Genomic DNA, 24,507 nt, shown 5'->3' with positions numbered 1-24,507 from the left:
CCGGAGGCGACGGGCCGAAGTCTTCGCCCGCGCCCGACACCGCGACAACGGTGGGGACCACCTATCTCGCCCCGGTCCGGGCCCGGACACGACCGGTCCGGCCACTGCTGCGGTCCACCGACCACCTAGCCGGCCACGCCGAGTACCGAGGGCCGTGCCGCAGACGAAGGAGGGACGGCCGCAGAGCGGCCGCCCCTCCCGTGTACCGGCGTGAGGCCGGTTGGTCGCCCGAGCTCGTCAGCCGCCGATGAACACGTTGCTGCCGGCCAGCGCGAGGGCGGCGGCGACGTTCGCCTGGTCGCCGCCCACGTTGACGTTGCCGGCGTTGACGGCCACGGCCTCGGCGTAGTTGAAGCTCTGGCTGACTACCAGGACGCCGCCCCGCTTCATCGTGGTGCGGGCCGGCAGCAGCTCGATCTTCTGGTCCTCGAACACGGTGGTCTCCTCAGGATCGGATCGGACGGGGAGAGGACCACGGCCGGTTGCTGCCGCGGCCACCCGCTGGCCCCGTGGGTACCGCCTCCGGCCGCGGTCCGGAGGCGACGGGCGGAAGTCTTCGCCCGCGCCCGACACCGCGACAACGGTGGGGACCACCTATCTCGCCCGGTCCGGGCCCGTACCCCCGACGCCCCGGGTACTGCTCCCGGCGCCCCGGTCACCTAGGGCGGCCGGACCCGCCGACATCCGCGCTCCCGCGGTCCCCACAGCCCTTGCGCCCGGCCCACGCCCCGTGCTGCCGTGAGGCCATGGGACGCCTCGTCCGTTGCCTCGTCGGTGTGCTCGCGCCGATGTCGCTGGTCCTGGGCAGCGCGTGCGCCGGCTCCTTCACGGGGAGCAGTGCGTCGGGAGGGAGCAGCTGGTCGAGCGGCGGCAGTTCCTCGCGCGCCACGTCGTCGACGGGAGCGGCACCGACCGGCGCGGTGAGTGCGGTGTCCTGTTCCGGTGCCAGGTGCTCGGTCACGCTGGGCGGCGACGGCGCACGGGCCCACGTGCTGGGGACGACGATCGCGTTCCGCGGCATCACCGCGGGCCGGGCCACCCTCCGCGTCGGCGGCAAGGACGTGACCCTGGTCCGCGGCGGCGAGGTCACCGCCGGCACGCTCCGGCTGACCTGCACGGACGTCGTGCGGGACACCGTGTCCCTCACGGCCGTACGGGGCTGACGCGGGCGGGCCGCGACGCCCGGGGCATCGCAGGTCGGCGGGCACGGTCGGACACCGCGGCCCGTCGCAGGTCGCGGTCCGGCCCCCGCTACGGCAGTGCCTGGCCCGGTCCGGTCCGCAGGGACCTCGCAGCTCGCGGTTCCGGAACTGTCAGGGGCTCGACCTAGCGTCGGCGGCGCCGAGAACGCGCACCCGAGGAGTACCCGTGAGCACCGCCCCGCCCGTCCCGACGCCCGACCGCGAGTCGCTGCTCGCCGCGGACCGCCGGGCCGCGCTGCGCCGGCTGCACCGGCTGACCGCCGGGGCCCGGGCCGCGGCGATGCTGGCCGCCGCCGAGGCCGGTGTCCGGGGCTGAGCCGCGGCTCAGGAGGAGGTCGGCACCTCGGCGTCGAGGATGGCCCCGAGGACGCCGTTGACGTAGGCCGGCGAGTCGTCGGTCGACAGCGCCCGGGCCAGCTCCACGGCCTCGTCGATGACGACGGCGTCGGGCACGTCGTCGGCCCAGAGCAGCTCGAACACCGCCATCCGCAGGATCGCGCGGTCGACGTCGGGCAGCCGTTCGAGCGACCAGCCGCGGGCGTGCTGCCCGATCAGCTCGTCGATGCGCCCCTGGTGCGCCGCCACGCCCTCGACCAACCGGACGGCGTGGTCGGGGACGGGCGGCGACGGGTCGGCGATGCGCTCGCGGAGCAGCTCCACCGGGTCGGTGCCCCGCAGGTCCGCCTCGTAGAGGACGTCGACGGCGCGCTTGCGCGCCTTGGTGCGGGCAGCCATGGCTCGGGGCGGTGCGTCAGTTGGCGCGGCCGAGGTACCGGCCGTCGCGGGTGTCGACCTTGAGCTTGTCGCCGGTGTTGACGAACAGCGGCACGTTGATCTGCGCGCCGGTCTCGAGGGTGGCGGGCTTGGTGCCGCCGGTGGAGCGGTCCCCCTGCAGGCCCGGGTCGGTGTGCTGGACGACGAGCTCCATGGTCACCGGCAGCTCGACGTAGAGCGGGGTGCCCTCGTGCACCGCGACGACGACCTCGGTGTTGTCGAGCAGGTAGTCCGCGCCGCCGCCGACGGTCTCGGACGGGACGTAGATCTGCTCGAAGGTGTCCCCGTCCATGAAGACGAAGTCGTTGCCCTCGCGGTACAGGTAGGTCATGTTCCGCTTGTCGACGGTGGCCGTCTCGACCTTGGTGCCGGCGTTGAAGGTGCGGTCGACGACCTTGCCCGAGAGCACGTTCTTCAGCGTCGTCCGCACGAACGCGCCGCCCTTGCCGGGCTTGACGTGCTGGAACTCGGTGACGGACCACAGCTGGCCGTCGAGGTTGAGGACCATGCCGTTCTTGAGGTCGTTGGTGGTAGCCATCTAGAGGACCAGCAGTTCCTTGCTCGTGAGGGTCAACAACTCGGGCGCGTCCGCCGTGACGACGAGCGTGTCCTCGATCCGGACACCGCCGTGGCCGGGGAGGTAGACCCCCGGCTCCACGGTGACGGCCATGCCGGCGGCCAGACTACCCGCGCCCAGCGGGCCGATGCCCGGCGCCTCGTGGATCTCCAGGCCCACCCCGTGCCCGAGGCCGTGGGTGAAGTGCTCGGCGTGCCCGGCCGCGGCGATGACGTCGCGGGAGGCCGCGTCGACGGCGACGACGTCGGCCCCGACCGCCAGCGCCGCCCGCCCGGCCGCCTGCGCCTCGGCCACCAGCGCGTAGACCTCGCGCTGCCAGTCGGCGGCGTGCCCGAGCACCAGCGTGCGGGTCATGTCGGAGTGGTAGCCGTCGACCGTGGCGCCGAAGTCGAGCTTCAGGAGGTCGCCGCCGGCCAGGACCGTGCGATCGGGCCGGTGGTGCGGGATCGCGGAGTTCGCGCCGGTGGCCACGATCGTCTCGAACGACGGCGCCTCGGCGCCCAGCGCCAGCATGCGGGCGTCGAGCTCCCGGCCGACCTCCAGCTCGGTGCGCCCGGGCCGCAGCGCGCCCTCGGCGGCGAGCTCGGCCAGCGCCTGGTCGGCGACCGCGCACGCCCGGCGCAGGGCCGCGATCTCGTCGTCGTCCTTGACCGCGCGCAGCTCCTCGACCGCGCGGCGGACCGACACCAGCTCGGGCACGGTCCCGCCGGCGGCGGCGTCGGCGAGCACGCGCTCCAGCTGGGCCAGCCCGTCGACGGTGACCTCGTGGCTCTCGTAGCCGATCCGGCCGGCGCCGCGGCGCACCGCCTCCTGCGCGAGCGCGGGGACCGTGCCGCGGTCGACCAGCAGCTCGACGTCGGGCACCTGGGTGCCGGCCTGGGTGGTGTACCGGCCGTCGGTGCCGAACAGGTCGGCGCCGTCGGTGCGCAGCAGCAGCGCGCCGTTGGAGCCGGTGAACCCGGTCAGGTAGCGGACGTTGAGCAGGTTGGTCACCAGGACGGCGTCCAGCCCGCGCTCGGCGGCGGTCGCCCGCAGCCGCTCCCGCCGCCCGGCGGTGCGCATCACGAGACCCCCTTCGCGGCCAGGTGGCGCAGCGCCAGCTCGTAGCCCTGCACGCCGAGCCCGGCGATGACGCCGTCGGCGACGCGGGAGACGTAGGAGTGGTGCCGGAACTCCTCGCGCCGGTGGATGTTGCTGATGTGCACCTCCACGACCGGCGCGGTCACCGCGGCCAGCGCGTCGTGCAGCACCACCGAGGTGTGCGACCAGCCGCCGGGGTTGATGACGACCGGGTCGCCGGCGTCGGTCGCCTCGTGGACCCAGCCGAGCAGCTCGGCCTCGGAGTCGGTCTGCCGCACCCGCACCGTCAGCCCCAGCTCGGCGGCGGCCACCTCGACCATCGCCACCAGCTCGGCGTACGTCGTCGTGCCGTACACCTCGGGCTCGCGGGTGCCGAGCCGGCCGAGGTTGGCGCCGTTGAGGACCTGGATCGTCACGCTGTCTCCGATACTGCGGCCCACGCCGCGTCCAGCCACGCCTGCTCGGGGTCGGTCAGGATCGTCGGGTTGCCGATGCCGTCGAGGACGACGAACCGCAGCGTCGCCCCGCGGGCCTTCTTGTCCACGCGCATCACCGCCTGCAGCGCCGCCCAGTCGCCGCGGTAGTGGGTGGGCAGGCCCATCGCGGCCACCAGGTCGCGGTGCCGGTCGGCCTCGGCGCGGGTGAGCAGGCCGGCCTGCGCGCCGAGCTCGGCGGCGAAGACCAGCCCGACGGCGACCGCCTCGCCGTGCCGCCAGCGGAAGTCCTCGACCCGCTCGATCGCGTGGCCGAGGGTGTGCCCGTAGTTGAGGAACTCGCGGACGCCGGTGTCGAAGAGGTCCTGGCCCACGGCGTCGGCCTTGACCCGCACCGCCCGCTCGATGAGCTCCCCGGTGTCGCGGCGGCCGGTCGGGTCGGCGGCGAGCAGGTCCAGGATCGCCGCGTCGGCGATGAACCCGCACTTGACCACCTCGGCCATCCCGGCGCGGAACTCCGCCTCGGGCAGCCCGGCGAGCACATCGGTGTCGGCGAGCACGCCGGCCGGCGGGTGGAACGCCCCGACGAGGTTCTTGCCCGCGCCGGTGTTGATGCCGGTCTTGCCGCCGACCGCGGCGTCGACCATGCCGAGCACGCTGGTGGGCAGGTGCACCACGCGGACGCCGCGGGTCCAGGTGGCGGCGAGGAACCCGGCGAGGTCGGTGACCGCTCCCCCGCCGACCCCGACGACGGCGTCCGAGCGGGTCAGCCCGAGCCGGCCGAACTCCTCCCAGGCGGTCGCGGCGACCGCAGCGGTCTTGGCGGCCTCGCCGTCGGGGACGACGACGGCCTCGGCGGCCACCCCGGCGGTCTGCAGCGTCTCGACGGCGGCGCCGGCGAGCGCCGCCAGCGGCGGGGCGTGCACGACCGCGGCCTTCGGCGTCCCGGCGAGCAGCAGGCCCAGCTCGGCCTGCGCGCCCGGGCCGATGACGACGTCGTAGGGCTTCTCCCCCGCGACGGTCACCCGCCTCACCGGGCGGTCCCGGCGGGCAGGGCGGACAGCACGTCCGCGACGACGTCCTCCGGCGTGCGGCCGGCGGTGGGCACGACCACGGTGGCGACCTCCGCGTAGAGCGGGGCGCGCTGCTCAAGCAGGGTGCGCAGCATCGCCCGCGGGTTGACCGCCAGCAGCGGGCGGTCCCGGGACAGGCCGGCCCGGCGGGCGGCCGAGGGGACGTCGACGTCGAGGTGGACGACGGTGCCGCCGGCGCGGCCGTAGCCGGTCAGGAGCTCGCGGGTGGCGGCGCTGAGCACCGCGCCGCCGCCGAGCGCGAGGACGCCGTCGTGCTCGCCGAGCGCGCGGGCGACCGCCTGCTCCTCCAGCGCCCGGAAGTGCGGCTCGCCGTGCGTGACGAACAGGTCGGCGACCGTGGTGCCGGCGGCGGCCTCGACGTCGGCGTCGGTGTCCCGGAACGGCAGGCCCAGCGCGGTCGCCACCGCCGTCCCGACGGTCGTCTTGCCCGAGGCCGGCGGCCCCACGAGCACCAGCAGCGGCCGGCTCACCGGTACGGCAGCGCGTCGAGGTAGGCCTGCGCGTTGCGGCGGGTCTCGGCGACGGAGTCGCCGCCGAACTTCTCCAGCGCGGCGTCGGCGAGCACGAGGGCGACCATCGCCTCCATCACCACGGCGCCGCGCGGCACCGCGCAGGCGTCGCTGCGCTGGTTGATCGCGACCGCGGCGTCCCCGGTGGCGACGTCGACGGTGGCCAGCGCCCGCGGCACGGTGGAGATCGGCTTCATCGCCGCGCGGACCCGCAGCGCCTCGCCGTTGGTCATGCCGCCCTCGATGCCGCCGGCGCGGTCGGTGACCCGGCGCAGCCGGCCGTCCTCGCTGACGATCTCGTCGTGGGCGACCGAGCCGCGGCGGCGGGCGGTCTCCAGGCCGTCGCCGACCTCCACCGCCTTGACCGACTGCACGCCCATGAGCGCGGCGGCCAGGCGGGCGTCCAGGCGGCGGTCCCAGTGCACGTGGCTGCCCAGGCCCGGCGGCAGCCCGTGCACGACGACCTCGACGACGCCGCCGAGCGTGTCGCCGTTCTTCCGGGCGTCGTCGACCTCGGCGACCATCGCGTCGCTGGTGGCCGGGTCGGCGCAGCGCACCGGGTCCTCGTCGATGCGCGGGTTGTCGTGCGGGCCGGGGAGCACGCCGTCGGGGACGGTGACCGGGCCGATCGCGACGACGTGGCTCACGACCTCGACGCCGAGCGCCTGCCGCAGGAACGCCTTCGCGACGGCGCCGAGCGCCACCCGGGCGGCGGTCTCGCGGGCGCTGGCCCGCTCGAGCACCGGGCGGGCGTCGTCGAAGCCGTACTTCTGCATGCCGGCGAGGTCGGCGTGGCCGGGCCGCGGCCGGGTCAGCGGCGCGTTGCGGGCCTGACCCTCGAGCACCGCGGGGTCGACCGGGTCGGCCGACATGACCGTCGTCCACTTGGGCCACTCGGTGTTGCCCACCTGGACCGCGATCGGCCCGCCCATGGTCAGCCCGTGCCGGACGCCGCCGGTGAGGGTGACCTCGTCCTGCTCGAAGGACATCCGCGCGCCGCGGCCGTGGCCGAGCCGGCGGCGGGCCAGGTCGACGTCGAGGTCGGAGGTCTGCACCTGCACGCCGGCGGGCAGGCCCTCGAGGATGGCGGTGAGCTGCTGGCCGTGCGACTCACCGGCGGTCAGCCAGCGCAACATGGCGCCGATTCTGCCAGCCGGGGTCCCCGGCCCAGCGGTCCCTCCACCGAGAGGGCGGGGACGAGCCCGGTGAGCGGCCCGCGCGGGACCGGGGGGCTCAGCGGGCGTCCAGCGCCGCGCGCATCGGGCCCAGCGGCGCGGGCAGCCCGGTCATCAGCTCGACCTGCACCGTGGCCTGCCAGAACAGCACCTCGATGCCGCTGACCACCGTGGCGCCGGCCCGGTCGGCCGCGGCGGCCACCGGTGTGGGCCACGGCGCGTAGAGCACGTCCAGCACGGTCTGCCCCGCGCGCCAGCCGAGGCCGGCGAGGTCGCGGTGCGCGCCGATCGGCACCGTGCTGACGACGACCGGCGCCTCCACCGGGCCGGGCTCCAGCCGCCGGACCACCGCCTCCACGCCGAGGACCCCGAGCACCCGGGTGACGTCGGCGGCGCGGGAGGGGTCGCGGACCAGCACGTCGACCGACTCGGCGCCGAGCTCGGCCAGCGCGACGGCGGCGGCTGCGGCCGTCCCGCCCGCGCCGACGATCGCCGCGTGCGCGACCCGCTCGACGCCGCCGGTCTGCAGCGCCATGCCGACGCCGTGGACGTCGGTGTTCTCCGCCCGCCACCCGGCGCCGGTGTGCACGAGGGTGTTCGCCGCGCCCAGCAGCCGGGGCAGCGGCTCGACGGCGTCGGCGACGGCGACCGCCGCCTGCTTGCACGGCATGGTCACCGAGAACCCGCGCCACTCCGGGCCGAGCCCGGCGACCAGGTCGGGCAGGTCCTCGGCGCCCACGTCGAGGGCGTCGTAGGTCCAGCCGGTCAGGCCCAGCGCGGCGTACGCGGCGCGGTGCAGCAGCGGGGAGAGCGAGTGCCCGACCGGGCGGCCGAGGACGGCCGCCCGGCCGGGCGGGGCCGGTGCGGGCACGGGCCGGTCAGCCACCGCACCCGAGGCCGGCGTCGGCGCACCGCTGGCGGGCCGCCAGGAACTCGTCGTAGCTGGCGGTGAAGAAGTGCCGCCCGTCCGAGGACTCCAGCACGTAGTACAGGAGGTCCCCGGTGGTCGGCGCCAGCGCCGCCTCCAGGCTCGCCTCGCCCGGTGCCGCGATCGGCGTCGGCGGGAGGCCGGCCCGGGTCCGCGTGTTGTACGGGCTGTCGGTCTGCAGGTCGCTGACGGTGAGGTCGTTGCCGTTCTTGCCCAGCCCGTAGGCCAGCGTCGCGTCGATCCCGAGCGGGATGCCCTGCGCCAGGCGGTTGTAGACGACCTGCGCCACGTTGGCCCGCTCGTCGTCGACCTTGGTCTCCCGCTCGATCATCGAGGCGACCACGACGACGTCGTACACCGAGCGCCCGGCCGCGGCGGCCCGCTGCTCGAGCTGCGCGTCCTGGGCCATGTCGGTGAACCGGGAGACCATCGCGCGCAGCACGTCGGTGGCGGTGTCGTCGGGCTCGACGTCGTAGGTCGCCGGGAACAGGAAGCCCTCGAGCTGCCCGTTCGCGTAGGCCGGCAGGCCCAGCGCGGCCGGGTCGGCCGCGGCGGCCGTCAGCTCCTCGAGGGGCACACCGGTGGTCTCCGAGATCCGCTGCAGCGTGATCGTGAGCGTGGAGCCCTCGGGGACGGTGACCCGCGAGACCTGGCGGGCGGCCGGGTCGAGCAGCAGGTCGAGGGCGGCCTGGCCGCTCATCTGCGACCGCAGCTCGTAGACGCCGGGCTGGATGCCGGTCGCCGCCGCGTTCGCCTCGGCGGCGTCGACGAACGGCTCGGAGGAGGCGATGACGTCGGCCTCGACGAGGGTGCGGGCGATGTCGCTGAGGGTGTCGCCCTCGCCGACGCGCACCTCGACGCTGCCGGTGCCCGCGCCGGTGTAGTCCTCGGCAGCGGGGTTGACCAGGCCGATCAGCGCCTTGCCGCCGAAGACGATGCCGGCGACGAGCGCGGCGAGGACCAGCAGCGCGAGGACGTTGGCCAGCGGGCTGCGGCGGCGGCCGGAGCGCCGGCGGGGCGCGGGGGCGGCGTCGGAGGCGTCGTCGTCGGGCAGGTCGAGCGAGCCGGTCTCGTCGGGGTCGTCGCCGAAGACGGCGGCGTGCCCGTGCTCCTCGGCCTCGTCGCGGGCGCGCCGGCCGCGCCGGCGTCCGCGGTCGGCGCCACCGGCGCCGAGGACCTCGAGGCCGCCGGTGGGCTCCTCGTCGTCGGCGGGCTCGTCGTGCGGGCCGACGGCGGCCGCGGCCACGGTGGGCGCGTCGTCGGGGTCGGCGGTCCCGTCGCGGCGGGCGAGCTTCGACCACGGGCCGGACGGCCGCGGCGGGACGCCGGGCAGCGGCGGCACGGGCTGGCCGTCGCCGGGCAGCGGGCCGGTGCGGTCGTCCTCGGGCGCGCCGTCCCGGGCACCGGCGTCGTCCGGGGCGGCGTGCCGGCCGGCGGTCACCGGCCGGACGTCGCGGTCCAGCAGGCCGGCACGGGTGGGGCTGCCGGGCCGGACCGGGCCGGGGCCCACCGGCAGCCGCGTCGTCTGCGGTCGGGCCGGCCAGGCGCCCGCGGAGGGCGCCGGGACGTTCGGCATGCCGGGGAGGCCCCGCCCGTACGGCGGGACCGGACCGGTCACGAGCGCCCCCGCTGGGAGTCGAGATACGCCTGGAGGATGACCACGGCGGCGGCCTGGTCGATCACGGGGCGCTGGGCGCGGCTGTCGAGCCCGTTCGCCCGCAGGGAACTGGCTGCGGTCACGGTGGAGAGCCTCTCGTCGACGAGGTGCACGGGCACGCTGCCGATGCGCCCGGCAAGTGACCGAGAGTAGGCACGCGCCTCCCGTGCGGAGGCGCCCGACGCACCCGACAGGTGCCTCGGCTCCCCCACGATCACCTCCGTCACCTCGTGTTCCTCGACGAGGGCGGCGATCCGGTCGAGGTCCCCGCCGTCGCGGCGGCGCTCCACGGTCTCCAGCGGGCTGGCCAGCGTGCCGGTGGGGTCCGACAGCGCGACGCCGATCCGCACCGTGCCGACGTCGAGGCCGAGCCGGCGGCCTTGCCGGGTCCGGCGCGGCGGCAGCGGCAGCCCGGCGGGCAGCCCCTGCGACAGGTCGATCTCGGTGGTCTCGTGGCGCACCGGCGGGAAGCCGGCGCGCAGGTCGATCTGCTCGGTGCGGTGGTGCACCGGCTGCTCCGGCGGGGGCGGGGTCTGCCGGGGGCGCGACGGCGGCACCGCCGGGCGGCCCTGCACGCGCCGCTCCCCCACCGGACCGGTCTCGTCGGGGCGCTGATCGGGCACTCCGCTCACCTCCCTGTGGCGGTCGCGACCGCCTCTTCGCCGGCCTGCAGGGCGGCGGGGATGCCGCCCGGGTCCGTGCCGCCGCCCTGGGCGACGTCGGGCTTGCCACCACCGCGGCCCCCGACCGGGGCCGCCGCGGCACGCAGCACGTCGCTGGCGGACAGCCCGCGCTGCTGGGCGGCGGGGTTCAGTGCTGCGACCAGAGCCACCTTGCCCCCCGACTCCGAGGCCAGCAAGACGACCCCGGGCCGCTCGCCGAGCCGCCCGCGGACGTCGAGGGCGAGGGTGCGCAGGTCCCCGCCGGAGAGGCCGGCCGGCGCCGCGGTGACGACGGCGACCCCGCCGACGTCCGTCGCGCCCGCGGCCAGCTGACCGGCCGCGGCCTGGGTCTGCTGGGCGCGCAGGTCGGCGACCTCCCGCTCGACGTCACGCAGCCGGGACAGGATGCCGCCGACCCGGTCGACCAGCCCGTCGGTGGGCGACTTGAGCAGCTCGCCGAGCTGGCGCACCAGGTCGCGCTCGCGGGCCAGATAGCGGAAGCCCTCGAGGCCGACGACGGCCTCCACGCGCCGCGCGCCCGACCCGACCGACGACTCGCCGGTCAGCGCCAGCGTCCCGATCTGCGCGGAGCCGGCGACGTGCGTGCCACCGCACAGCTCGCGCGACCAGGGGCCGCCGATCTCGACGACGCGCACCTGCTCGCCGTAGGTCTCGCCGAACAGCGCGAGCGCGCCGATCGCCTGGGCCTCGGGCAGCGTCATGTAGGTGGCGGTGACCCGGTGGTCGGCGCGCACGGCCGCGTTGGCGACGTCCTCGATGTCGTGCCGCTGCTGCAGCGTGAGCGCGCCCTGCCAGGCGAAGTCCAGCCGCAGGTAACCGGGGCGGTTGTAGGAGCCCGACTGCAGCGCCTGCGGGCCGAGCACCTGGCGCAGCGCGGCGTGCACCACGTGCGTGCCCGAGTGCGCCTGGCAGGCCGACAGCCGCCACTCCCGGTCCACCTCGGCGGTGAGCTCCGCGCCCTCGGCCAGCTCGCCCTCGAGCACCCGGACCTGGTGCACGACCAGGCCCTTGACCGGCCGCTGCACGTCGAGCACCTCGGCGCGGCCGCCGTCCCAGGTCAGGGTGCCGGCGTCGGCGACCTGGCCGCCGGACTCGGCGTAGAACGGCGTCCGGTCCAGCACCACCCGGGTGACCTCGCCCGGCCCGGCCGGCGCGGCCGGGGCGCCCTCCTCCGCGGCGAGGTCGGAGACCAGGCCGAGCACGCGGGAGTCGGTGCGCAGGGCGGAGTAGGCCCGCCAGTCGGTGGGGCCGTGGTCGGCCAGCAGCCGGCGGTAGGCCAGGACGTCGACCGAGCCGGTGCGCTTGGCGCGGGCGTCGGCGCGGGCCCGGTCGCGCTGCTGCTGCATGAGCGCGCGGAAGCCCTCCTCGTCGACGGTCACGCCCTGCTCGGCGGCCATCTCGAGGGTGACGTCGATCGGGAAGCCGTAGGTGTCGTGCAGGGAGAACGCCTGCTCGCCGGACAGCGACGGCGTCCCGGCGGCCTTGGCCTGCGCGACGGCGGTGTCGAACAGCGCGGTGCCCGAGGTGAGGGTGCGCCGGAACGCCTCCTCCTCGGCGTAGGCGACGGCGGAGATGCGGTCGAAGTCGGCGACCAGCTCCGGGTAGCTCGCGCCCATCGCGTCGCGGGAGACCGGCAGCAGTTCGGGCAGCGTGGCGGCGTCGACGCCGAGCAGCCGCATCGAGCGGACCGCGCGGCGCAGCAGCCGGCGCAGGATGTAGCCGCGGCCCTCGTTGCCGGGGGTGACGCCGTCGCCGATGAGCATCAGGCCGCTGCGGACGTGGTCGGCGACCACGCGCAGCCGGACGTCGGCGTCGTGGTCCTTGCCGTAGGTGACCCCGGCGAGGTCGGCGGCGCGGCGCAGCACCGGCGCGACCTCGTCGATCTCGTACATGTTGTCGACGCCCTGCAGCAGGAAGGCCACCCGCTCCAGGCCCATGCCGGTGTCGATGTTCTTCTTCGGCAGCTCGCCGACGATCCGGAAGTCCTCCTTGCTCCGGACGTCGGTGAGCTCGTACTGCATGAAGACGAGGTTCCAGATCTCCAGGAACCGGTCACCGGCGGTGTCCACCAGCGGGCCGCCGTCGGGGCCGAACTCGGGGCCGCGGTCGTAGTAGATCTCCGAGCACGGTCCGCCGGGGCCGTCGGCGCCGGTGTGCCAGTAGTTGTCCTTCTTGCCCAGCCGCTGGATGCGGTCCTCCGGCAGACCCGCGATGCGGTGCCAGGCCTCGGCGGCCTCGTCGTCGTCGAGGTAGACGGTGACCCAGATGCGGTCGGGGTCGAAACCCAGCCCGCCGTCCTCCACCCGCCCGGTGACCAGGTCCCAGGCGTGCTGGATCGCCCCCTCCTTGAAGTAGTCCCCGAAGGAGAAGTTGCCGTTCATCTGGAAGAACGTGCCGTGGCGGGTGGTCTTGCCCACCTCCTCGATGTCGAGGGTGCGCACGCACTTCTGCACGCTGGTGGCCCGCGGGAACGGCGCGGGCTCCCGGCCGGTCAGGTACGGGATGAACGGCACCATGCCGGCGACGGTGAACAGCAGGGAGGGGTCCGGCGACACCAGCGAGGCGCTGGGCACGACGGTGTGGCCGCGCTGCTCGAAGTGCTGCAGGAAGCGGCGGCGGATCTCGGCGGTCTGCATGGCCTACTCGGTCCTCGGGGCGGGGGCGGCCCCCGCGGGGTGGGTGCTCAGCGGTCGGCGGCGTGGGCGCCGCGCCGCCCGGGGAGCTGGAGCTGGGTCGTGTCGCGCTCCGGCAGCGGCGCGTCGAGCCCGGTGCCCGAGCGCAGCTCCTCCTCGCGCACGGCGGCCGCGGCGCGCACGTCGGCGCCGAACTCGCCGATCGCGTCGGCGAGGTCGCGCAGACCCTCGGCGATCGAGGCGCCGATGCCGGCGGGGGTCATCCTCTCCGCGGCGCGGGAGAGCTTGCGGACGACGAGGGCGCCGATGGTGATGCCCATCGCCAGCCAGAACAGCCGGCGCATCAGGCGGCCCGCCGGGCGGCGCGGCGCGCGCGGCGCTCGGCCTTGTCACGGGCGGCGGCCTCGGCGATCGCCTGGCCCTCGCGGCGCTTCCTGGTCGCGCTGCGGACGCCGTAGCTGAACGCGGCGACCTTGATCAGCGGGCTGCCCACGGTGGCGGCGACGACGCTGGTCAGCGCCGCGACGTTGCTCGACACGTTGGCCGCGTTGCCGGTGATGTCGTCGACCCGCTCGAGGTTGCTGTTGACCTGGGCGATCGTCGTCTGCGCCTGGGTGAGGATCGGCCGGCTCTCCTCCCGGGTCTGCCGGATGGTCAGCGTGGCCTCGTCCAGGGTGCGTCCCAGCTTCAGCAGCGGGACGGCCAGCAGCAGCACCAGCAGCACCAGCGCCAGGGCGGCGATCAGTCCGGCCCACTCTCCTGCGGACACGCGGCGTCTCCTCTTCTCCGTCGGCGGCCGGCGTGGTCGGCAACGACCGGCGTGGCCACAGTAGTCGCGGCCTCCGGCGCCCCTCCGGTGCGCCGGACGACACCGGCCCGTCAGGCGCCGCGGCCGGCCCGCTCCGCGCCGCGGCTCTCCCGCGGGTGCCGGCGGACGATCGCCCGGAGCTTGCCCAGGCGGGCGCCGATGCCGGCCTCCACGCCGCGGGGCGTGGGCCGGTAGTAGTCCCGGCCGACCAGCCCGTCGGGCGGGTACTGCTGCGGCACGATCCCGTCGGGCGCGTCGTGCGGGTAGACGTAGGTCGAGCCGTGGCCCAGCTTCTTCGCCCCGGCGTAGTGGGCGTCCCGCAGGCCGGCGGGGACCGGCCCGCCCAGGCCCGCGCGGACGTCGGCCACCGACTCGCCGATCGCCACCGTCACCGCGTTCGACTTCGGCGCGGTGGCCAGGTGGACGACGGCGTGCGCCAGCGGGAAGTGCCCCTCGGGCATGCCGATGAGCTGAACCGCCTGCGCGGCGGCGACCGCGGTCTGCAGCGCGGTGGGGTCGGCCATGCCGATGTCCTCGCTGGCGGAGATGACCAGCCGGCGGGCGATGAACCGCGGGTCCTCCCCCGCCACCACCATGCGGGCGAGGTAGTGCAGCGCGGCGTCGACGTCGCTGCCGCGGATCGACTTGATCAGCGCGCTGGCGACGTCGTAGTGCATGTCGCCCTGGCGGTCGTAGCGCACCGCGGCCTGCGCGACGGCGGTCTCCAGGGTGACCAGGTCGATTTCGGCCGCGCCCGCGGACCGTGCGGCGCCGGCCCCCGACTCCAGCGCGGTCAGCGCCTTGCGCCCGTCGCCGCCGGCGACGCGGACGAGGTGCTCCTCGGCCTCGGGGCTCAGGGTGAGCCCGCCGCCGAGCCCGCGGTCGCTGGTGAGCGCCCGGTGCAGCAGGGTGCGGACGTCGTCGTCGGACAGCGGCTGCAGCGCGAGCACCAGGCTGCGGGACAGCAGCGGGCTGACGACGGAGAAGAACGGGTTCTCGGTGGTGGCGGCGATCAGGCTGACGATGCGGTCCTCGACGGCCGACAGCAGCGAGTCCTGCTGGGTCTTGGAGAACCGGTGCACCTCGTCGATGAACAGCACGGTGCGCCGGCCGGCGTAGGTGAGCTCGCGCTTGGCCGCGGTGATGACCGCGCGGACCTCCTTGACGCCGGCGTCGAGCGCGGACAGCTGCACGAACTGCCGCTTGGTGGCCAGCGAGATGACGTGTGCGAGCGTCGTCTTGCCGGTGCCGGGCGGGCCGTAGAGGACCAGCGACATCGGCTCGTCGGCCTCGACCAGGCGGCGCAGCGGCGCCCGCGGGCCGAGCAGGTGGGACTGGCCGACGACCTCGTCGAGGGAGCGCGGGCGCATGCGCACCGCCAGCGGCGCACCCGGGTCGACGGCGTCGCCGGTGACCTCCGCCGGCTCGTCGAACAAGGACGTCACGGGTAGCGACGCTACCCGCGGGGCACGACAGCCCCGTGCACCAGCGACGCATCGGAGACCGCACCGTCAGCGCGATCGGCCTGGGGGCCATGCCCCTGTCGACCAAGACCGACCGGCCGGGCCGCGAGGAGGCGGTCGCCGTCGTCCACGCGGCCCTGGACGCCGGCGTGACCCTGGTCGACACCGCCGACGCCTACGCCCGCGACGAGGCCGAGTTCGGGCACAACGAGACGCTCGTGGCCGAGGCGCTGGCCTCCTACGGGCCGGGCGCGGGCGACGTACTGGTGGCCACCAAGGGCGGGCACACCCGGCGGGGCACCGACTGGGAGCTCGACGGCTCGCCGGCGTACCTGCGGAAGGCGTGCGAGGCCTCGCTGCGCCGCCTGGGCGTGGACGCGATCGGGCTGTACCAGTACCACCGGCCCGACCCGGACACGCCGTGGGAGGAGTCGATGGGCGCGCTGCGGCAGCTCGCCGACGACGGCCTGGTGCAGATGGTCGGCATCTCCAACGCCGACGTCGCGCAGATCGACGTCGCCCGCTCGATCGTGGGGCCGGCGCTCGCGGCCGTGCAGAACCAGTTCTCGCCGGGGTGGCGCTTCTCGGCCGGCGAGGTCGGGCACTGCGCGGCGCACGGGCTGGCGTTCCTGCCGTGGAGCCCGTTCGGCGGCGTCACCGCGGCCGGGTCGCTGTCGGCCACCGCGCCGGCGTTCGCCGAGGTCGCGGCCGAGCTGGGCGTGTCGGTGTACCGGGTGACGCTGGCCTGGCACCTCGCCCAGGCCGACGTCGTGGTGCCCATCCCCGGCGCCTCGCGGCCGGCGTCCATCCAGGACTCCGCCGCCGCGGCCGACCTCGAGCTGACCCCCGAGCAGCTGTCCCGCCTGGACGGGTCCGCACCGGGTTGATCATCGGCTGGTTGATCATCGGCTCGTTGCCGCTCGTCTCGGCGTGTCCGCGCGTGTCGGCGGCAACGACCCGATGATCAACGCCCCGGGCGCCACCCGCGGCTGAGCAGCGCCCGCCGCGTCCGCTCGACCACGACGGCGGGACCGCTCAGGTGCCGTGCCGCGAAGCGGAGCACCAGCCACCCGCCCGCGGCCATCAGCGAGTACCGGTCGACGTCGCGCCCGAACTGCTCCGCCTCGGCGTGCTGCCGGCCCTCGTACTCGATCGCCAGCCGGTGCTCGGCGTACCCGAGGTCGGCGTGCGCGACCACCCGCCCCCGGCGGTCGAGGACCGGCAGCTGCACCTCCGGGGCGGGCAGGTCGCTCGTCGTCAGCCAGTAGCGCAGCAGGCTCTCCGGCCGCGACATCGCGTGCCGGGACAACAGCGGCGCGCACTCCCGCGCCCGGACGACGCCCCGGGTCCGTCCGGCCCGGCCGAGGCGCCGCTCGAGCGCCGCCGCGTCGAGCCGCCCGGCGCGGAGCAGCGTGTCGCCCACGGCGACCAGCTCGGCCGGCGGGAGCCGTGGCGCCAGGTCGAGGAACGTCTGCGCCCCGGAGGTCACCCGCAGACCCCCGACCTCCGTCACGTCCTCGCTGCGCAGGTCCCGGACGTGCACCGCGAGGCCGCGCCGCTGCGGGAGCACCGGCCGCGGGCGCAGCACGACCTCGACCTCAGGTGGAGGGTCAGTGTGGGCGCCGAGGAGCACGGCCGCGGTGCTCAGCCCGAAGGCCGTGTCCGGGGGCAGCAGCCGGGTCCACGCGCGGCAGCGGGCGGCCAGCCCCGTCTCTGCGGCGGCCGAGAGGTAGAGGCCGCGGGTCAGCCGCCGCCCGTCCGCGGCCACCTGCCGCCGTCGGGCCCCGGCCGCGCGGGCCTCCGTCCACGTGTAGACCAGCGGCAGCTCGACGTCGTCCATGCCGTGACCGTGCGGCCGGTCCGAGCCCCCGCCGGGGCCGGAGCGGCCGGTTGTGGACGCCGTGGCGCCTGTGGACCCGCGCGGCGCTCGCTGTCGATCATCGCCTCGTCGCCGCTCGCGTCGGCGTGTCCGCGCATGTCAGCGGCAAGATCCCGATGATCAACTCGCGGGGGGGCCCGTCAGCGCGCGGCGGCGGCCGTCGAGCAGCACCGCCACGAACACCGCCAGCACCACGGCGGTGACCCACGGTCCCCAGTCCCGGCCCATCGGCGACGCCGCCAGGCCGAAGACCTGCCACGCCCCCGAGAGCGCATCACCGAGCGTCCGCGGCAGGCCGGTGCCCGGACGCAGCAGCGGCTCCAGCCACGCCACCGCGGTCAGCGCCGGGCCGACCAGCCACGCGATCAGCACGACCGCCGGCCACAGGACCAGCCGCGCCACCGGCCGGACGCCGACCGCGACCAGCGCCGTCGCCAGCAGGAGGGCCTGCAGCCACAGCAGCACCGTCCCGGCCACCGGTGAGGAGGGCGCCGACGGCAGCAGCGTCGAGAGCCACCCCGGCAGCAGGCCGGCCCCCAGCCCGAGCACCACCCCCGCCCCAGCGGGACCGGCGAGCACGAGCGACCCGGCACCCCACGCCAGCACCCCGAGGCCGGCGGTCAGCACCGCGAGCCCGGTCAGCACCCGTGGGTCGGAGTCGAAGCCCGCACCGGCGTCCGAGGCCGCCACCGACTGCAGCACGGTGACCGCGATCCCCAGGACCGCGCCGCACCCCGTGGCGAGCAGCGCGCCCCCGCGCCGCCCCGCCGGCACGAGCAGCGCCGGCGCACCCGCCAGCAGCCCGCCGACCGCGGCGCCGAGCACCAGAGGCGTGAGCAGCCCCGCCCGCAGCGGCAGCACGATCGGCGCAGCGCGCCCCGTCCCGTGCAGCAGCCAGGGGACGAAGCCCGCGCACCAGGCGAGCGCCGCAACGGGCACCATCGCCCAGACCGGGAGCCGCCGGCCGGCCACCGGCGGCGGGACGACGGCGGTGCTCAGCGGCCCAGGACCTCGCGCAGCGCGGCGAGCACGAGGGCGACCGTGTCCGGGCGCGCGTTGTGGCCCATCAGCCCGATCCGCCAGACCGTGGCCGCGTGGGCGCCGACGCCGCCGCCGATCTCCAGGTCGTAGCGCTCGAGCAGCTCCTTGCGCACGGCCGCGGAGTCCACGCCGTCGGGCACCCGCACGGTGGTGAGCTCCGGCAGCCGGTGCCCCTCGGCGGCGAACAGCTCCAGGCCCATCTCCTGCAGGCCCTCGTGCAGCAGCCGGCCGGCCTCGGCGTGCCGGGCGTGCACCGCCTCCAGGCCCTCGTCGAGGATCCGGCCGAGCCCGGCGTGCAGCGACACGACCATCCCGGTCGGCGCGGTGTGGTGGTAGGTGCGGCCACCCGACCCGGCCGCCTCCCCCGCGTAGCCGCCGAGCATGCCGAGGTCGAGGTACCAGCTGCGCGGCTTCTCGACCCGCCGCTCCCACGCGCGGTCGGAGATGGTGAACGGCGCCAGCCCGGGCGCGACGCCGAGGCACTTCTGCGAGCCGGAGTAGGCGAGGTCCACGCCCCAGTCGTCCAGCCGCACCGGGATGCCGCCGAGTGAGGTCACGCAGTCGGCGAGCAGCAGCGCGTCGCCCTTGCCGGCCGCGAGCGGTTCCAGGTCCGACAGCACGCCGGTCGAGGTCTCCGCGTGGACGGCGGCGATGAGCTTCGGCGCCGGGTGCGCCTCCAGGACCCGGGAGGCGTCCACGGGCCGGCCCCACTCGTGGTCCACGCGCACCACCTCGGCGCCGCACCGCGCGGCGACGTCGACCATCCGCTCGCCGAACAGCCCGTTGACCGCCACGACGACGACGTCGCCCGGGCCCACGGTGTTGACGAACGCCGCCTCCATCCCCGCCGACCCGGTGGCCGACAGCGGCAGCGTGCGCCGGTTGGCCGTGCCGAACACCGTGCGCAGCCGGTCGGAGGTCTCGTCCAGGACGCCGAGGAACACCGGGTCGAGGTGGCCGAGCAGCGGCTGCCCGAGGGCGACCGTCGCCTCCGGGTAGGGGTTGGAGGGGCCGGGACCGAGCAGGGTGCGGGCGCGCAGCGGCATGCGCCGCACCCTAGGACCGGCCTCCGGCGGCCGCTCCCCGACACCCCACGGCCCGGGTGCGCCGAGGATGGGCCGGTGAGCACCGACGACCGGACCACCGACGACGCACCGGGCGCGCCGCGGCGCGAGGAGGCCGCCGCGATGTGGGCGGCGTACACGGCGGGCCGCCCGGCCGGCGGCCCGCCCGAGGACGAGCCGCCCGTCGAGCGCTTCGGCGACAGCCGCGCGCTCGCCGACGAGCTGATCGGGCTGGTGCTCGCGGGCACCAAGCGGGCCACCGCGGGCCTGGTCGCCGACTTCGCGCAGGCGGGCGAGCCGCTGCCCCGCATCGGCGGGCACTGGATCGCCTGCGACGGCGAGGGCCGCCCGCGCGCGGTCCTGCGCAGCACCGAGCTGCGCGTCGGCCGGCTGGACAGCGTCGACGACGCCTTCGCGTGGGACGAGGGCGAGGACGACCGCACCCGCGCGAGCTGGCTCGAGGGCCACCTGCGCTACTTCACCCGCACGCAGGCAGCCCGCGGGCAGGCCTGGGACGACGCGCTCGAGGTCGTGTTCGAGCGCTTCCGCGTCGTCTGGCCGCCCGAGGTGGCCGACCGGGCCGGCTGAGCAGCCGGCCCGGCCGCGCCCTCACCTCGTCGGGTCGCTCGGGCCGGGGGCGCCGGGCTCGCCGGGGAGCGCGGGCTCGTCGGCGGTCGCGTCGATGCCCGCCTCCTTGCGCTGCGCGTCGGTGATCGGCGTCGGCGCGCCGGTCAGCGGGTCGTAGCCGGCGCCGGTCTTCGGGAACGCGATGACCTCGCGGATCGAGTCGACCCCGGCCAGCAGCGCGGTCAGCCGGTCCCAGCCGAGCGCGGCGCCGGCGTGCGGCGGCGGGCCGTAGGCGAACGCCTCGAGGAAGAACCCGAACCGCTCGCGGGCCTCCTCGCGGGACATGCCGAGGGTCTCGAACACCCGCTCCTGCAGCTCCGGGTCCGCGATCCGGACCGAGCCGCTGGCCAGCTCGTTGCCGTTGACGACGAGGTCGTAGGCGTCGGACAGCGCGTTCGCCCTGTCCTCGGCGAACCGCTCCCGCCACTCCGGGGTGGGCGAGGTGAACGGGTGGTGCATGAACGTCCAGTCGCCGTCCTCGGTCTCCTCGAACATCGGGAAGTCGACGACGAACAGGAACGACCACGACCCCGGCTCGATGAGCTCCAGCCGCTTGGCGATCTCGTTGCGCGCCGCACCCAGCAGCTCCTGGGAGGACCGGCGCGGGCCCGCGGCGAAGAACACGCAGTCCCCGGGGTTCGCGCCCACGGCGGCCACGAGCCCCTCACGCTCGGCGTCGGAGATGTTCTTGGCCACCGGGCCGCCGAGGGTGCCGTCCTCGGCGACGGTCACGTAGGCCAGGCCGCGGTAGCCGCGCGAGCGGGCCCAGTCCTGCCAGGCGTCGAACGCCCGCCGCGGCTGCGAGCCGCCGCCGGGCATGACCACCGCGCCCACGTAGGGCGCCTGGAACACCCGGAACGGCGTGTCGGCGAAGAACTCCGTCAGCTCGGTGAGCTCGATGCCGAAGCGCAGGTCGGGCTTGTCCGAGCCGAACCGGTCCATCGCCTCGCGGTAGGTCATCCGCGGGATCTCGGGCACGTCGTAGGAGGCCAGCTCCCGCCACAGCGCGCGGACGACGTCCTCCACCACGGCCAGGACGTCGTCGCGCTCGACGAAGCTCATCTCGAAGTCGAGCTGGGTGAACTCCGGCTGCCGGTCGGCGCGGAAGTCCTCGTCCCGGAAGCAGCGGGCGATCTGGTAGTAGCGCTCCAGCCCGCCGATCATCAGCAGCTGCTTGAACAGCTGCGGGGACTGCGGCAGGGCGTACCACTTGCCCGGCTGCAGCCGCACCGGCACGAGGAAGTCGCGCGCGCCCTCGGGGGTCGAGCGGGTGAGGTCCGGCGTCTCCACCTCGGTGAAGCCGTGGCCGGCCATGACGCCGCGGGCGATCCGGTTGACCTCGCTGCGCAGCCGCAGGATCCGGGCCGGGCCCTGCCGGCGCAGGTCGAGGTAGCGGTACTTGTAGCGGACGTCGTCGCTGGCGGCCTGGTCGGTCTCGATCGGGAACGGCAGCGGCGCCGCGGGCGACAGCACCCGCAGCTCGGCGGCGGCCACCTCGATCTCGCCGGTGGGCAGCTCGGGGTTCTCGTTGCCCGCCGGCCGCTGCCGGACCTCGCCGGTCACCAGTACGCAGAACTCGTTGCGGAGGGCGTGCGCCTCCTCCTCGCGGACGACGACCTGGACGTAGCCCGAGGCGTCGCGCAGGTCGACGAAGACGACGCCGCCGTGGTCGCGCCGGCGGGCCACCCAGCCGGCGAGGGTGACGGTGGAACCGGCGTCGGACGCGCGCAGCGTGCCGGCGTCGTGGGTGCGGAGCACTGGGGTCTCTCTCTCAGGGGATGGGGGGTGTCACCAGCGGTCGTGCACGTGCTGCCGGATGCGCTCGTCGTAGAGCCGCTCGAGGTCGGCGAGCTCGGCGTCGGTGAGCGGCGCGAGCCCGGCGGCGGCGACGTTCGACCGCACCTGCTCCACCGAGCGGGCGCCGGGAATCACGCAGGTGACGCCGGGCTGCTGGACCACCCAGCGCAGCGCCACCTGGGCCGGCACCCGGCCGCCGCAGATCGCGGTGAACTCCCGCGCGGCGGCCACGCCGACCTCGTAGGGCACGCCGGCGAAGGTCTCGCCGACGTCGAAGGCCTCGCCCTGGCGGTTGTAGTTGCGGTGGTCGTCGGCGCCGAACGTCGTCGACTCGTCGTACTTCCCCGACAGCAGGCCGCTGGCCAGCGGCACCCGCGCCAGGATGCCGACGCCGCGCGCGGCCGCCGCCGGCAGCAGCTCCTCCAGCGGCTTGCGGCGGAAGACGTTGAGGATCACCTGGATGGTCGCCACGCCGGGGTGCTCCAGGGCGGTGAGCCCCTCGGCGACGGTCTCCACCGACACGCCGTAGGCCGCGATCGCGCCGTCCTCGACGAAGGAGTCGAGCGCGTCGTACACCCGCTGGTCGGAGTAGACCGCGGTCGGCGGGCAGTGCAGCTGCACCAGGTCGAGGGTGTCGACGCCGAGGTTGCGCCGCGACCGGTCGATCCAGGCCCGCAGGTTCTCCGGCGTGTACTGCGCCGCCTCGAACGGGTCGGCGCGGCGGCCGGCCTTGGTGGCCACGAACGGTCGCTCCGACCGGGTGGCCAGCGCCTTGCGGATGCGCTCCTCGCTGCGGCCGTCGCCGTAGACGTCGGCGGTGTCGAGCAGCGTCACGCCGGCGTCGAGGGCGGCGTCGAGGACCCCGCCCGCGGTCTCCTCGTCGACGTCGCCCCAGTCACCGCCCAGCTGCCACGTGCCCAGGCCGACGACGCCGACCTCCGCGCCGGTCCGTCCGAGGGGTCGGGTCTCCATCACTCACTCACCGCAGCTCTCAGCGCCTCGAACAGGTCACCCACGGGGACGGCGCGCTGCTCCCCCGTGCGCAGGTCCTTCAGCTGGCCGACGCCCTCGGCCAGGTCCCGCTCGCCGACGACGACCGCGTGCGAGGCACCCGACCGGTCGGCGGCCTTCATCGCGCCCTTGAGCCCGCGGTCGCCGTAGACGGTGTCCGCGGACACGCCGGCCTCGCGCAGCTGCCCGACCAGCCGGACCGCCAGCCGCTTGGCGTCGGCGCCCAGCGGCACGACGAACGCCTGCACGCCGGGGGCGGCGGCCACGTCGAGCCCCTCGGCCTGCACGGCCAGCAGCGTCCGGTCGACGCCGACGGCGTAGCCGATGCCGCTCACGTCCGGGCCGCCGAGCGCCGCGGACAGCCCGTCGTAGCGGCCGCCGCCGCCGATCGCCGACTGTGCGCCCAGCCCGTGGTGCACGAACTCGAACGTCGTCTTCGTGTAGTAGTCCAGCCCGCGCACCAGCCGAGGCGCCTCGGTCCAGGTCACGCCGAGGTCGGTGAGGTGCTGGCGGACGGCGTCGTAGTGCGCCTTCGTGGAGTCCGACAGGTGGTCGACCATCAGCGGGGCGTCGTCGAGCTGGGCCTGCACCTCGGGCCGCTTGTCGTCGAGCACCCGCAGCGGGTTGATCTCCGCCCGGCGCCTCGTCTCCTCGTCGAGGTCCAGCTTCTCCAGGTACGCGACGAGCAGCTCGCGGTACTGCGGCCGGCAGGTCGAGTCGCCCAGCGAGGTGAGCAGCAGCTCGAAGTCGGTGAGCCCGAGGTCGCGGAAGCCCTGCACGCCCAGCGCCACCACCTCGGCGTCGAGTGCGGGGTCGTCGACGCCGAGCGCCTCCATGTCGACCTGCGTGAAGTGCCGGTAGCGGCCGGCCTGCGGGCGCTCGTAGCGGAACGCCGAGCCCACCGTCCACAGCTTCACCGGCAGCGGGCCGGTGTGCAGCCGGTGCTCGATGAACGCCCGCATGAGCCCGGCGGTGAGCTCGGGGCGCAGCGTGAGCGAGCGGCCGCCGCGGTCGTCGAAGGTGTACATCTCCTTCGTCACGACGTCGGTGGACTCCCCCACGCCGCGGGAGAACACCGCGGTCTCCTCGAACACCGGCGTCTCGACGTAGCCGTAGCCGGCCCGCCGCAGCGGCGCGGTGAGCGTCTCGCGGACGGCGAGGAAGCGCGCCGAGTCCGGCGGGAGGACGTCGAAGGTCCCCTTGGGCGCGGACAGCCCCGTCACAGACCCCGTCCCTTCGGTGCGCTCGCGGCCTCGGCCAGGTACGGGTTGGTCGCCCGCTCGCGTCCGATCGTCGTCGCCGGGCCGTGGCCGGGGAGCACGACGGTCTCGTCGTCCAGCGGCAGGACCACCTCGCGCAGCGAGGTGAGCATGGCCTCCCAGGAACCGCCGGGCAGGTCCACCCGGCCGACCGACCCGGCGAACAGCACGTCGCCGGCCAGCAGCCCGGGGGCGCCGCCGAACTCACTGCCGAGGTCGAGGGAGAAGACCACCGAGCCCTGCGTGTGGCCGGGCGCGTGGCGGACGGTCAGCTCGACGCCGGCCAGCGAGAGCACGGCGCCGTCGTCGAGCGGCTTCACCTCGGTGGGGTCGGGCAGCCGGACGCCGGTGATCAGCGGCGCCAGGGCCGGGCCGTGCCAGCGCGCGGGGTCGGCGAGCATGCCGGAGTCGTCGGGGTGCAGGTAGGCCGGGATGTCGTAGCCCTCGCAGACGGGCAGCACGGAGAAGGTGTGGTCGAGGTGGCCGTGGGTCAGGACGACGGCGACCGGCTTGAGGCCGTCGTCGGCGAGCATCCGGGCCAGCGGCTCCACCGCGTCCATGCCCGGGTCGACGACGACGCACTCCTGGCCGGGCCCGGGGGCGACGGCGTAGCAGTTGGTGCCGAAGGCGCCGGCCGGGAACGAGCGGATGAGCACCCGTGCAGGTTACGCGGGGGATCGGGGCCGCTCCGGTCCGGCAACCGAGGGTCCACAGGAGCGGCACCTACACTCGCGGATCGACCAGCGGGGAGACCGCGGAGCGCGGCCGAGGCCGGATCCGGACCCCGCGGAACGTCCCGTCCGTCCGAGGAG

Annotated in this window: 26 protein-coding genes; 4 read left to right on the top strand and 22 right to left on the bottom strand. The window is 75.8% G+C overall.

Annotated elements, in window-relative coordinates:
• Positions 1-237: 237 nt before the first annotated feature.
• Complete coding sequence (locus ACI79B_RS06825) at positions 238-435, bottom strand: hypothetical protein (protein WP_456926773.1); 198 nt, start codon at positions 433-435, stop codon at positions 238-240.
• A gap of 494 nt (positions 436-929) precedes the next feature.
• Between ACI79B_RS06825 and ACI79B_RS06820 the strand changes: the two genes are divergently transcribed.
• Together ACI79B_RS06820 and ACI79B_RS06815 are read left to right on the top strand one after the other, a co-directional pair.
• On the top strand, positions 930-1,163 hold the full coding sequence (locus ACI79B_RS06820; protein WP_456926772.1) for a hypothetical protein: 234 nt from the start codon (positions 930-932) through the stop codon (positions 1,161-1,163).
• Between the two features lie 205 nt (positions 1,164-1,368).
• Positions 1,369-1,518 (top strand): hypothetical protein, encoded by a 150-nt coding sequence (locus tag ACI79B_RS06815; RefSeq protein WP_456926771.1) that lies wholly within the window; start codon positions 1,369-1,371, stop codon positions 1,516-1,518.
• 8 nt (positions 1,519-1,526) lie between these two features.
• Here the strand turns inward: ACI79B_RS06815 and nusB are convergent, their stop codons facing one another.
• The 14 genes from nusB to ACI79B_RS06745 all read right to left on the bottom strand — a co-directional run bounded on the left by nusB (position 1,527) and on the right by ACI79B_RS06745 (position 14,999).
• A complete protein-coding gene (gene nusB / locus ACI79B_RS06810) occupies positions 1,527-1,937 on the bottom strand; it encodes a transcription antitermination factor NusB (RefSeq protein ID WP_456926770.1) in 411 nt (136 codons plus the stop codon).
• Between the two features lie 16 nt (positions 1,938-1,953).
• Positions 1,954-2,514, bottom strand: coding sequence for an elongation factor P (gene efp / locus ACI79B_RS06805; RefSeq protein WP_456926769.1), 561 nt, complete (start codon positions 2,512-2,514; stop codon positions 1,954-1,956).
• The gene (locus ACI79B_RS06800) at positions 2,515-3,615 is read right to left on the bottom strand and encodes a M24 family metallopeptidase (protein ID WP_456926829.1); all 1,101 of its coding nucleotides are present in this window, start codon (positions 3,613-3,615) and stop codon (positions 2,515-2,517) included.
• Entirely contained in the window at positions 3,615-4,049 is a 435-nt protein-coding gene (gene aroQ, locus ACI79B_RS06795; RefSeq protein ID WP_456926768.1) for a type II 3-dehydroquinate dehydratase, read from the bottom strand. Before aroQ ends, ACI79B_RS06800 begins: the two co-directional genes overlap by 1 nt.
• Positions 4,046-5,101, bottom strand: coding sequence for a 3-dehydroquinate synthase (aroB, locus tag ACI79B_RS06790; RefSeq protein WP_456926767.1), 1,056 nt, complete (start codon positions 5,099-5,101; stop codon positions 4,046-4,048). Before aroB ends, aroQ begins: the two co-directional genes overlap by 4 nt.
• Complete coding sequence (locus ACI79B_RS06785; protein ID WP_456926766.1) at positions 5,098-5,631, bottom strand: shikimate kinase; 534 nt, start codon at positions 5,629-5,631, stop codon at positions 5,098-5,100. The genes aroB and ACI79B_RS06785 overlap by 4 nt, the downstream gene beginning before the upstream one ends.
• Positions 5,628-6,806: a chorismate synthase gene (gene aroC / locus ACI79B_RS06780; protein ID WP_456926765.1), complete on the bottom strand. Its 1,179-nt coding sequence runs from the start codon at positions 6,804-6,806 to the stop codon at positions 5,628-5,630. Before aroC ends, ACI79B_RS06785 begins: the two co-directional genes overlap by 4 nt.
• Positions 6,807-6,903: 97 nt before the next feature.
• The gene (locus ACI79B_RS06775) at positions 6,904-7,731 is read right to left on the bottom strand and encodes a shikimate dehydrogenase (RefSeq protein ID WP_456926764.1); all 828 of its coding nucleotides are present in this window, start codon (positions 7,729-7,731) and stop codon (positions 6,904-6,906) included.
• The gene (gene mltG, locus ACI79B_RS06770) at positions 7,724-9,349 is read right to left on the bottom strand and encodes an endolytic transglycosylase MltG (protein ID WP_456926763.1); all 1,626 of its coding nucleotides are present in this window, start codon (positions 9,347-9,349) and stop codon (positions 7,724-7,726) included. The genes ACI79B_RS06775 and mltG overlap by 8 nt, the downstream gene beginning before the upstream one ends.
• 38 nt (positions 9,350-9,387) lie before the next feature.
• Positions 9,388-10,053 (bottom strand): Holliday junction resolvase RuvX, encoded by a 666-nt coding sequence (gene ruvX / locus ACI79B_RS06765; RefSeq protein WP_456926762.1) that lies wholly within the window; start codon positions 10,051-10,053, stop codon positions 9,388-9,390.
• Between the two features lie 5 nt (positions 10,054-10,058).
• Positions 10,059-12,749 (bottom strand): alanine--tRNA ligase, encoded by a 2,691-nt coding sequence (gene alaS / locus ACI79B_RS06760; protein WP_456926761.1) that lies wholly within the window; start codon positions 12,747-12,749, stop codon positions 10,059-10,061.
• Positions 12,750-12,796: 47 nt separating this feature from the next.
• Positions 12,797-13,090: a hypothetical protein gene (locus tag ACI79B_RS06755; protein ID WP_456926760.1), complete on the bottom strand. Its 294-nt coding sequence runs from the start codon at positions 13,088-13,090 to the stop codon at positions 12,797-12,799.
• The gene (locus ACI79B_RS06750; protein WP_387986799.1) at positions 13,090-13,515 is read right to left on the bottom strand and encodes a DUF948 domain-containing protein; all 426 of its coding nucleotides are present in this window, start codon (positions 13,513-13,515) and stop codon (positions 13,090-13,092) included. Before ACI79B_RS06750 ends, ACI79B_RS06755 begins: the two co-directional genes overlap by 1 nt.
• Before the next feature lie 110 nt (positions 13,516-13,625).
• Entirely contained in the window at positions 13,626-14,999 is a 1,374-nt protein-coding gene (locus tag ACI79B_RS06745) for a replication-associated recombination protein A (protein WP_456926759.1), read from the bottom strand.
• A 35-nt stretch (positions 15,000-15,034) separates the two neighbouring features.
• Between ACI79B_RS06745 and ACI79B_RS06740 the strand changes: the two genes are divergently transcribed.
• Positions 15,035-15,904: an aldo/keto reductase gene (locus tag ACI79B_RS06740; RefSeq protein WP_456926758.1), complete on the top strand. Its 870-nt coding sequence runs from the start codon at positions 15,035-15,037 to the stop codon at positions 15,902-15,904.
• Between the two features lie 77 nt (positions 15,905-15,981).
• On the opposite strand, the gene ACI79B_RS06735 is transcribed toward ACI79B_RS06740, so the two are convergent.
• From ACI79B_RS06735 to ACI79B_RS06725, 3 genes are all read right to left on the bottom strand, one after another.
• On the bottom strand, positions 15,982-16,857 hold the full coding sequence (locus tag ACI79B_RS06735) for an endonuclease domain-containing protein (RefSeq protein ID WP_456926757.1): 876 nt from the start codon (positions 16,855-16,857) through the stop codon (positions 15,982-15,984).
• Positions 16,858-17,016: 159 nt separating this feature from the next.
• Positions 17,017-17,838, bottom strand: a complete 822-nt coding sequence (locus tag ACI79B_RS06730) for a hypothetical protein (RefSeq protein ID WP_456926756.1) — start codon at positions 17,836-17,838, stop codon at positions 17,017-17,019.
• A 53-nt stretch (positions 17,839-17,891) separates the two neighbouring features.
• Entirely contained in the window at positions 17,892-18,983 is a 1,092-nt protein-coding gene (locus ACI79B_RS06725; protein ID WP_456926755.1) for a pyridoxal-phosphate-dependent aminotransferase family protein, read from the bottom strand.
• A gap of 75 nt (positions 18,984-19,058) precedes the next feature.
• Here ACI79B_RS06725 and ACI79B_RS06720 point away from each other — a divergent pair, with 75 nt between their 5' ends.
• A complete protein-coding gene (locus ACI79B_RS06720) occupies positions 19,059-19,589 on the top strand; it encodes an ASCH domain-containing protein (RefSeq protein WP_456926754.1) in 531 nt (176 codons plus the stop codon).
• Between the two features lie 21 nt (positions 19,590-19,610).
• On the opposite strand, the gene aspS is transcribed toward ACI79B_RS06720, so the two are convergent.
• Genes aspS through ACI79B_RS06700 form a run of 4 tightly spaced genes read right to left on the bottom strand, consistent with a single transcriptional unit; the run spans position 19,611 to position 24,351 of the window.
• Entirely contained in the window at positions 19,611-21,386 is a 1,776-nt protein-coding gene (gene aspS / locus ACI79B_RS06715) for an aspartate--tRNA ligase (RefSeq protein WP_456926753.1), read from the bottom strand.
• Positions 21,387-21,416: 30 nt separating this feature from the next.
• Positions 21,417-22,397 (bottom strand): aldo/keto reductase, encoded by a 981-nt coding sequence (locus ACI79B_RS06710; RefSeq protein ID WP_456926752.1) that lies wholly within the window; start codon positions 22,395-22,397, stop codon positions 21,417-21,419.
• Entirely contained in the window at positions 22,397-23,659 is a 1,263-nt protein-coding gene (gene hisS / locus ACI79B_RS06705) for a histidine--tRNA ligase (protein ID WP_456926751.1), read from the bottom strand. Before hisS ends, ACI79B_RS06710 begins: the two co-directional genes overlap by 1 nt.
• Positions 23,656-24,351, bottom strand: coding sequence for an MBL fold metallo-hydrolase (locus ACI79B_RS06700; RefSeq protein ID WP_456926750.1), 696 nt, complete (start codon positions 24,349-24,351; stop codon positions 23,656-23,658). The genes hisS and ACI79B_RS06700 overlap by 4 nt, the downstream gene beginning before the upstream one ends.
• Positions 24,352-24,507 lie beyond the last annotated feature (156 nt).

Source organism: Geodermatophilus sp. SYSU D00879 (assembly GCF_054050375.1).
Note: the sequence above shows the minus strand (reverse complement) of the source record. Positions and strands in the feature narration are given on the sequence as shown.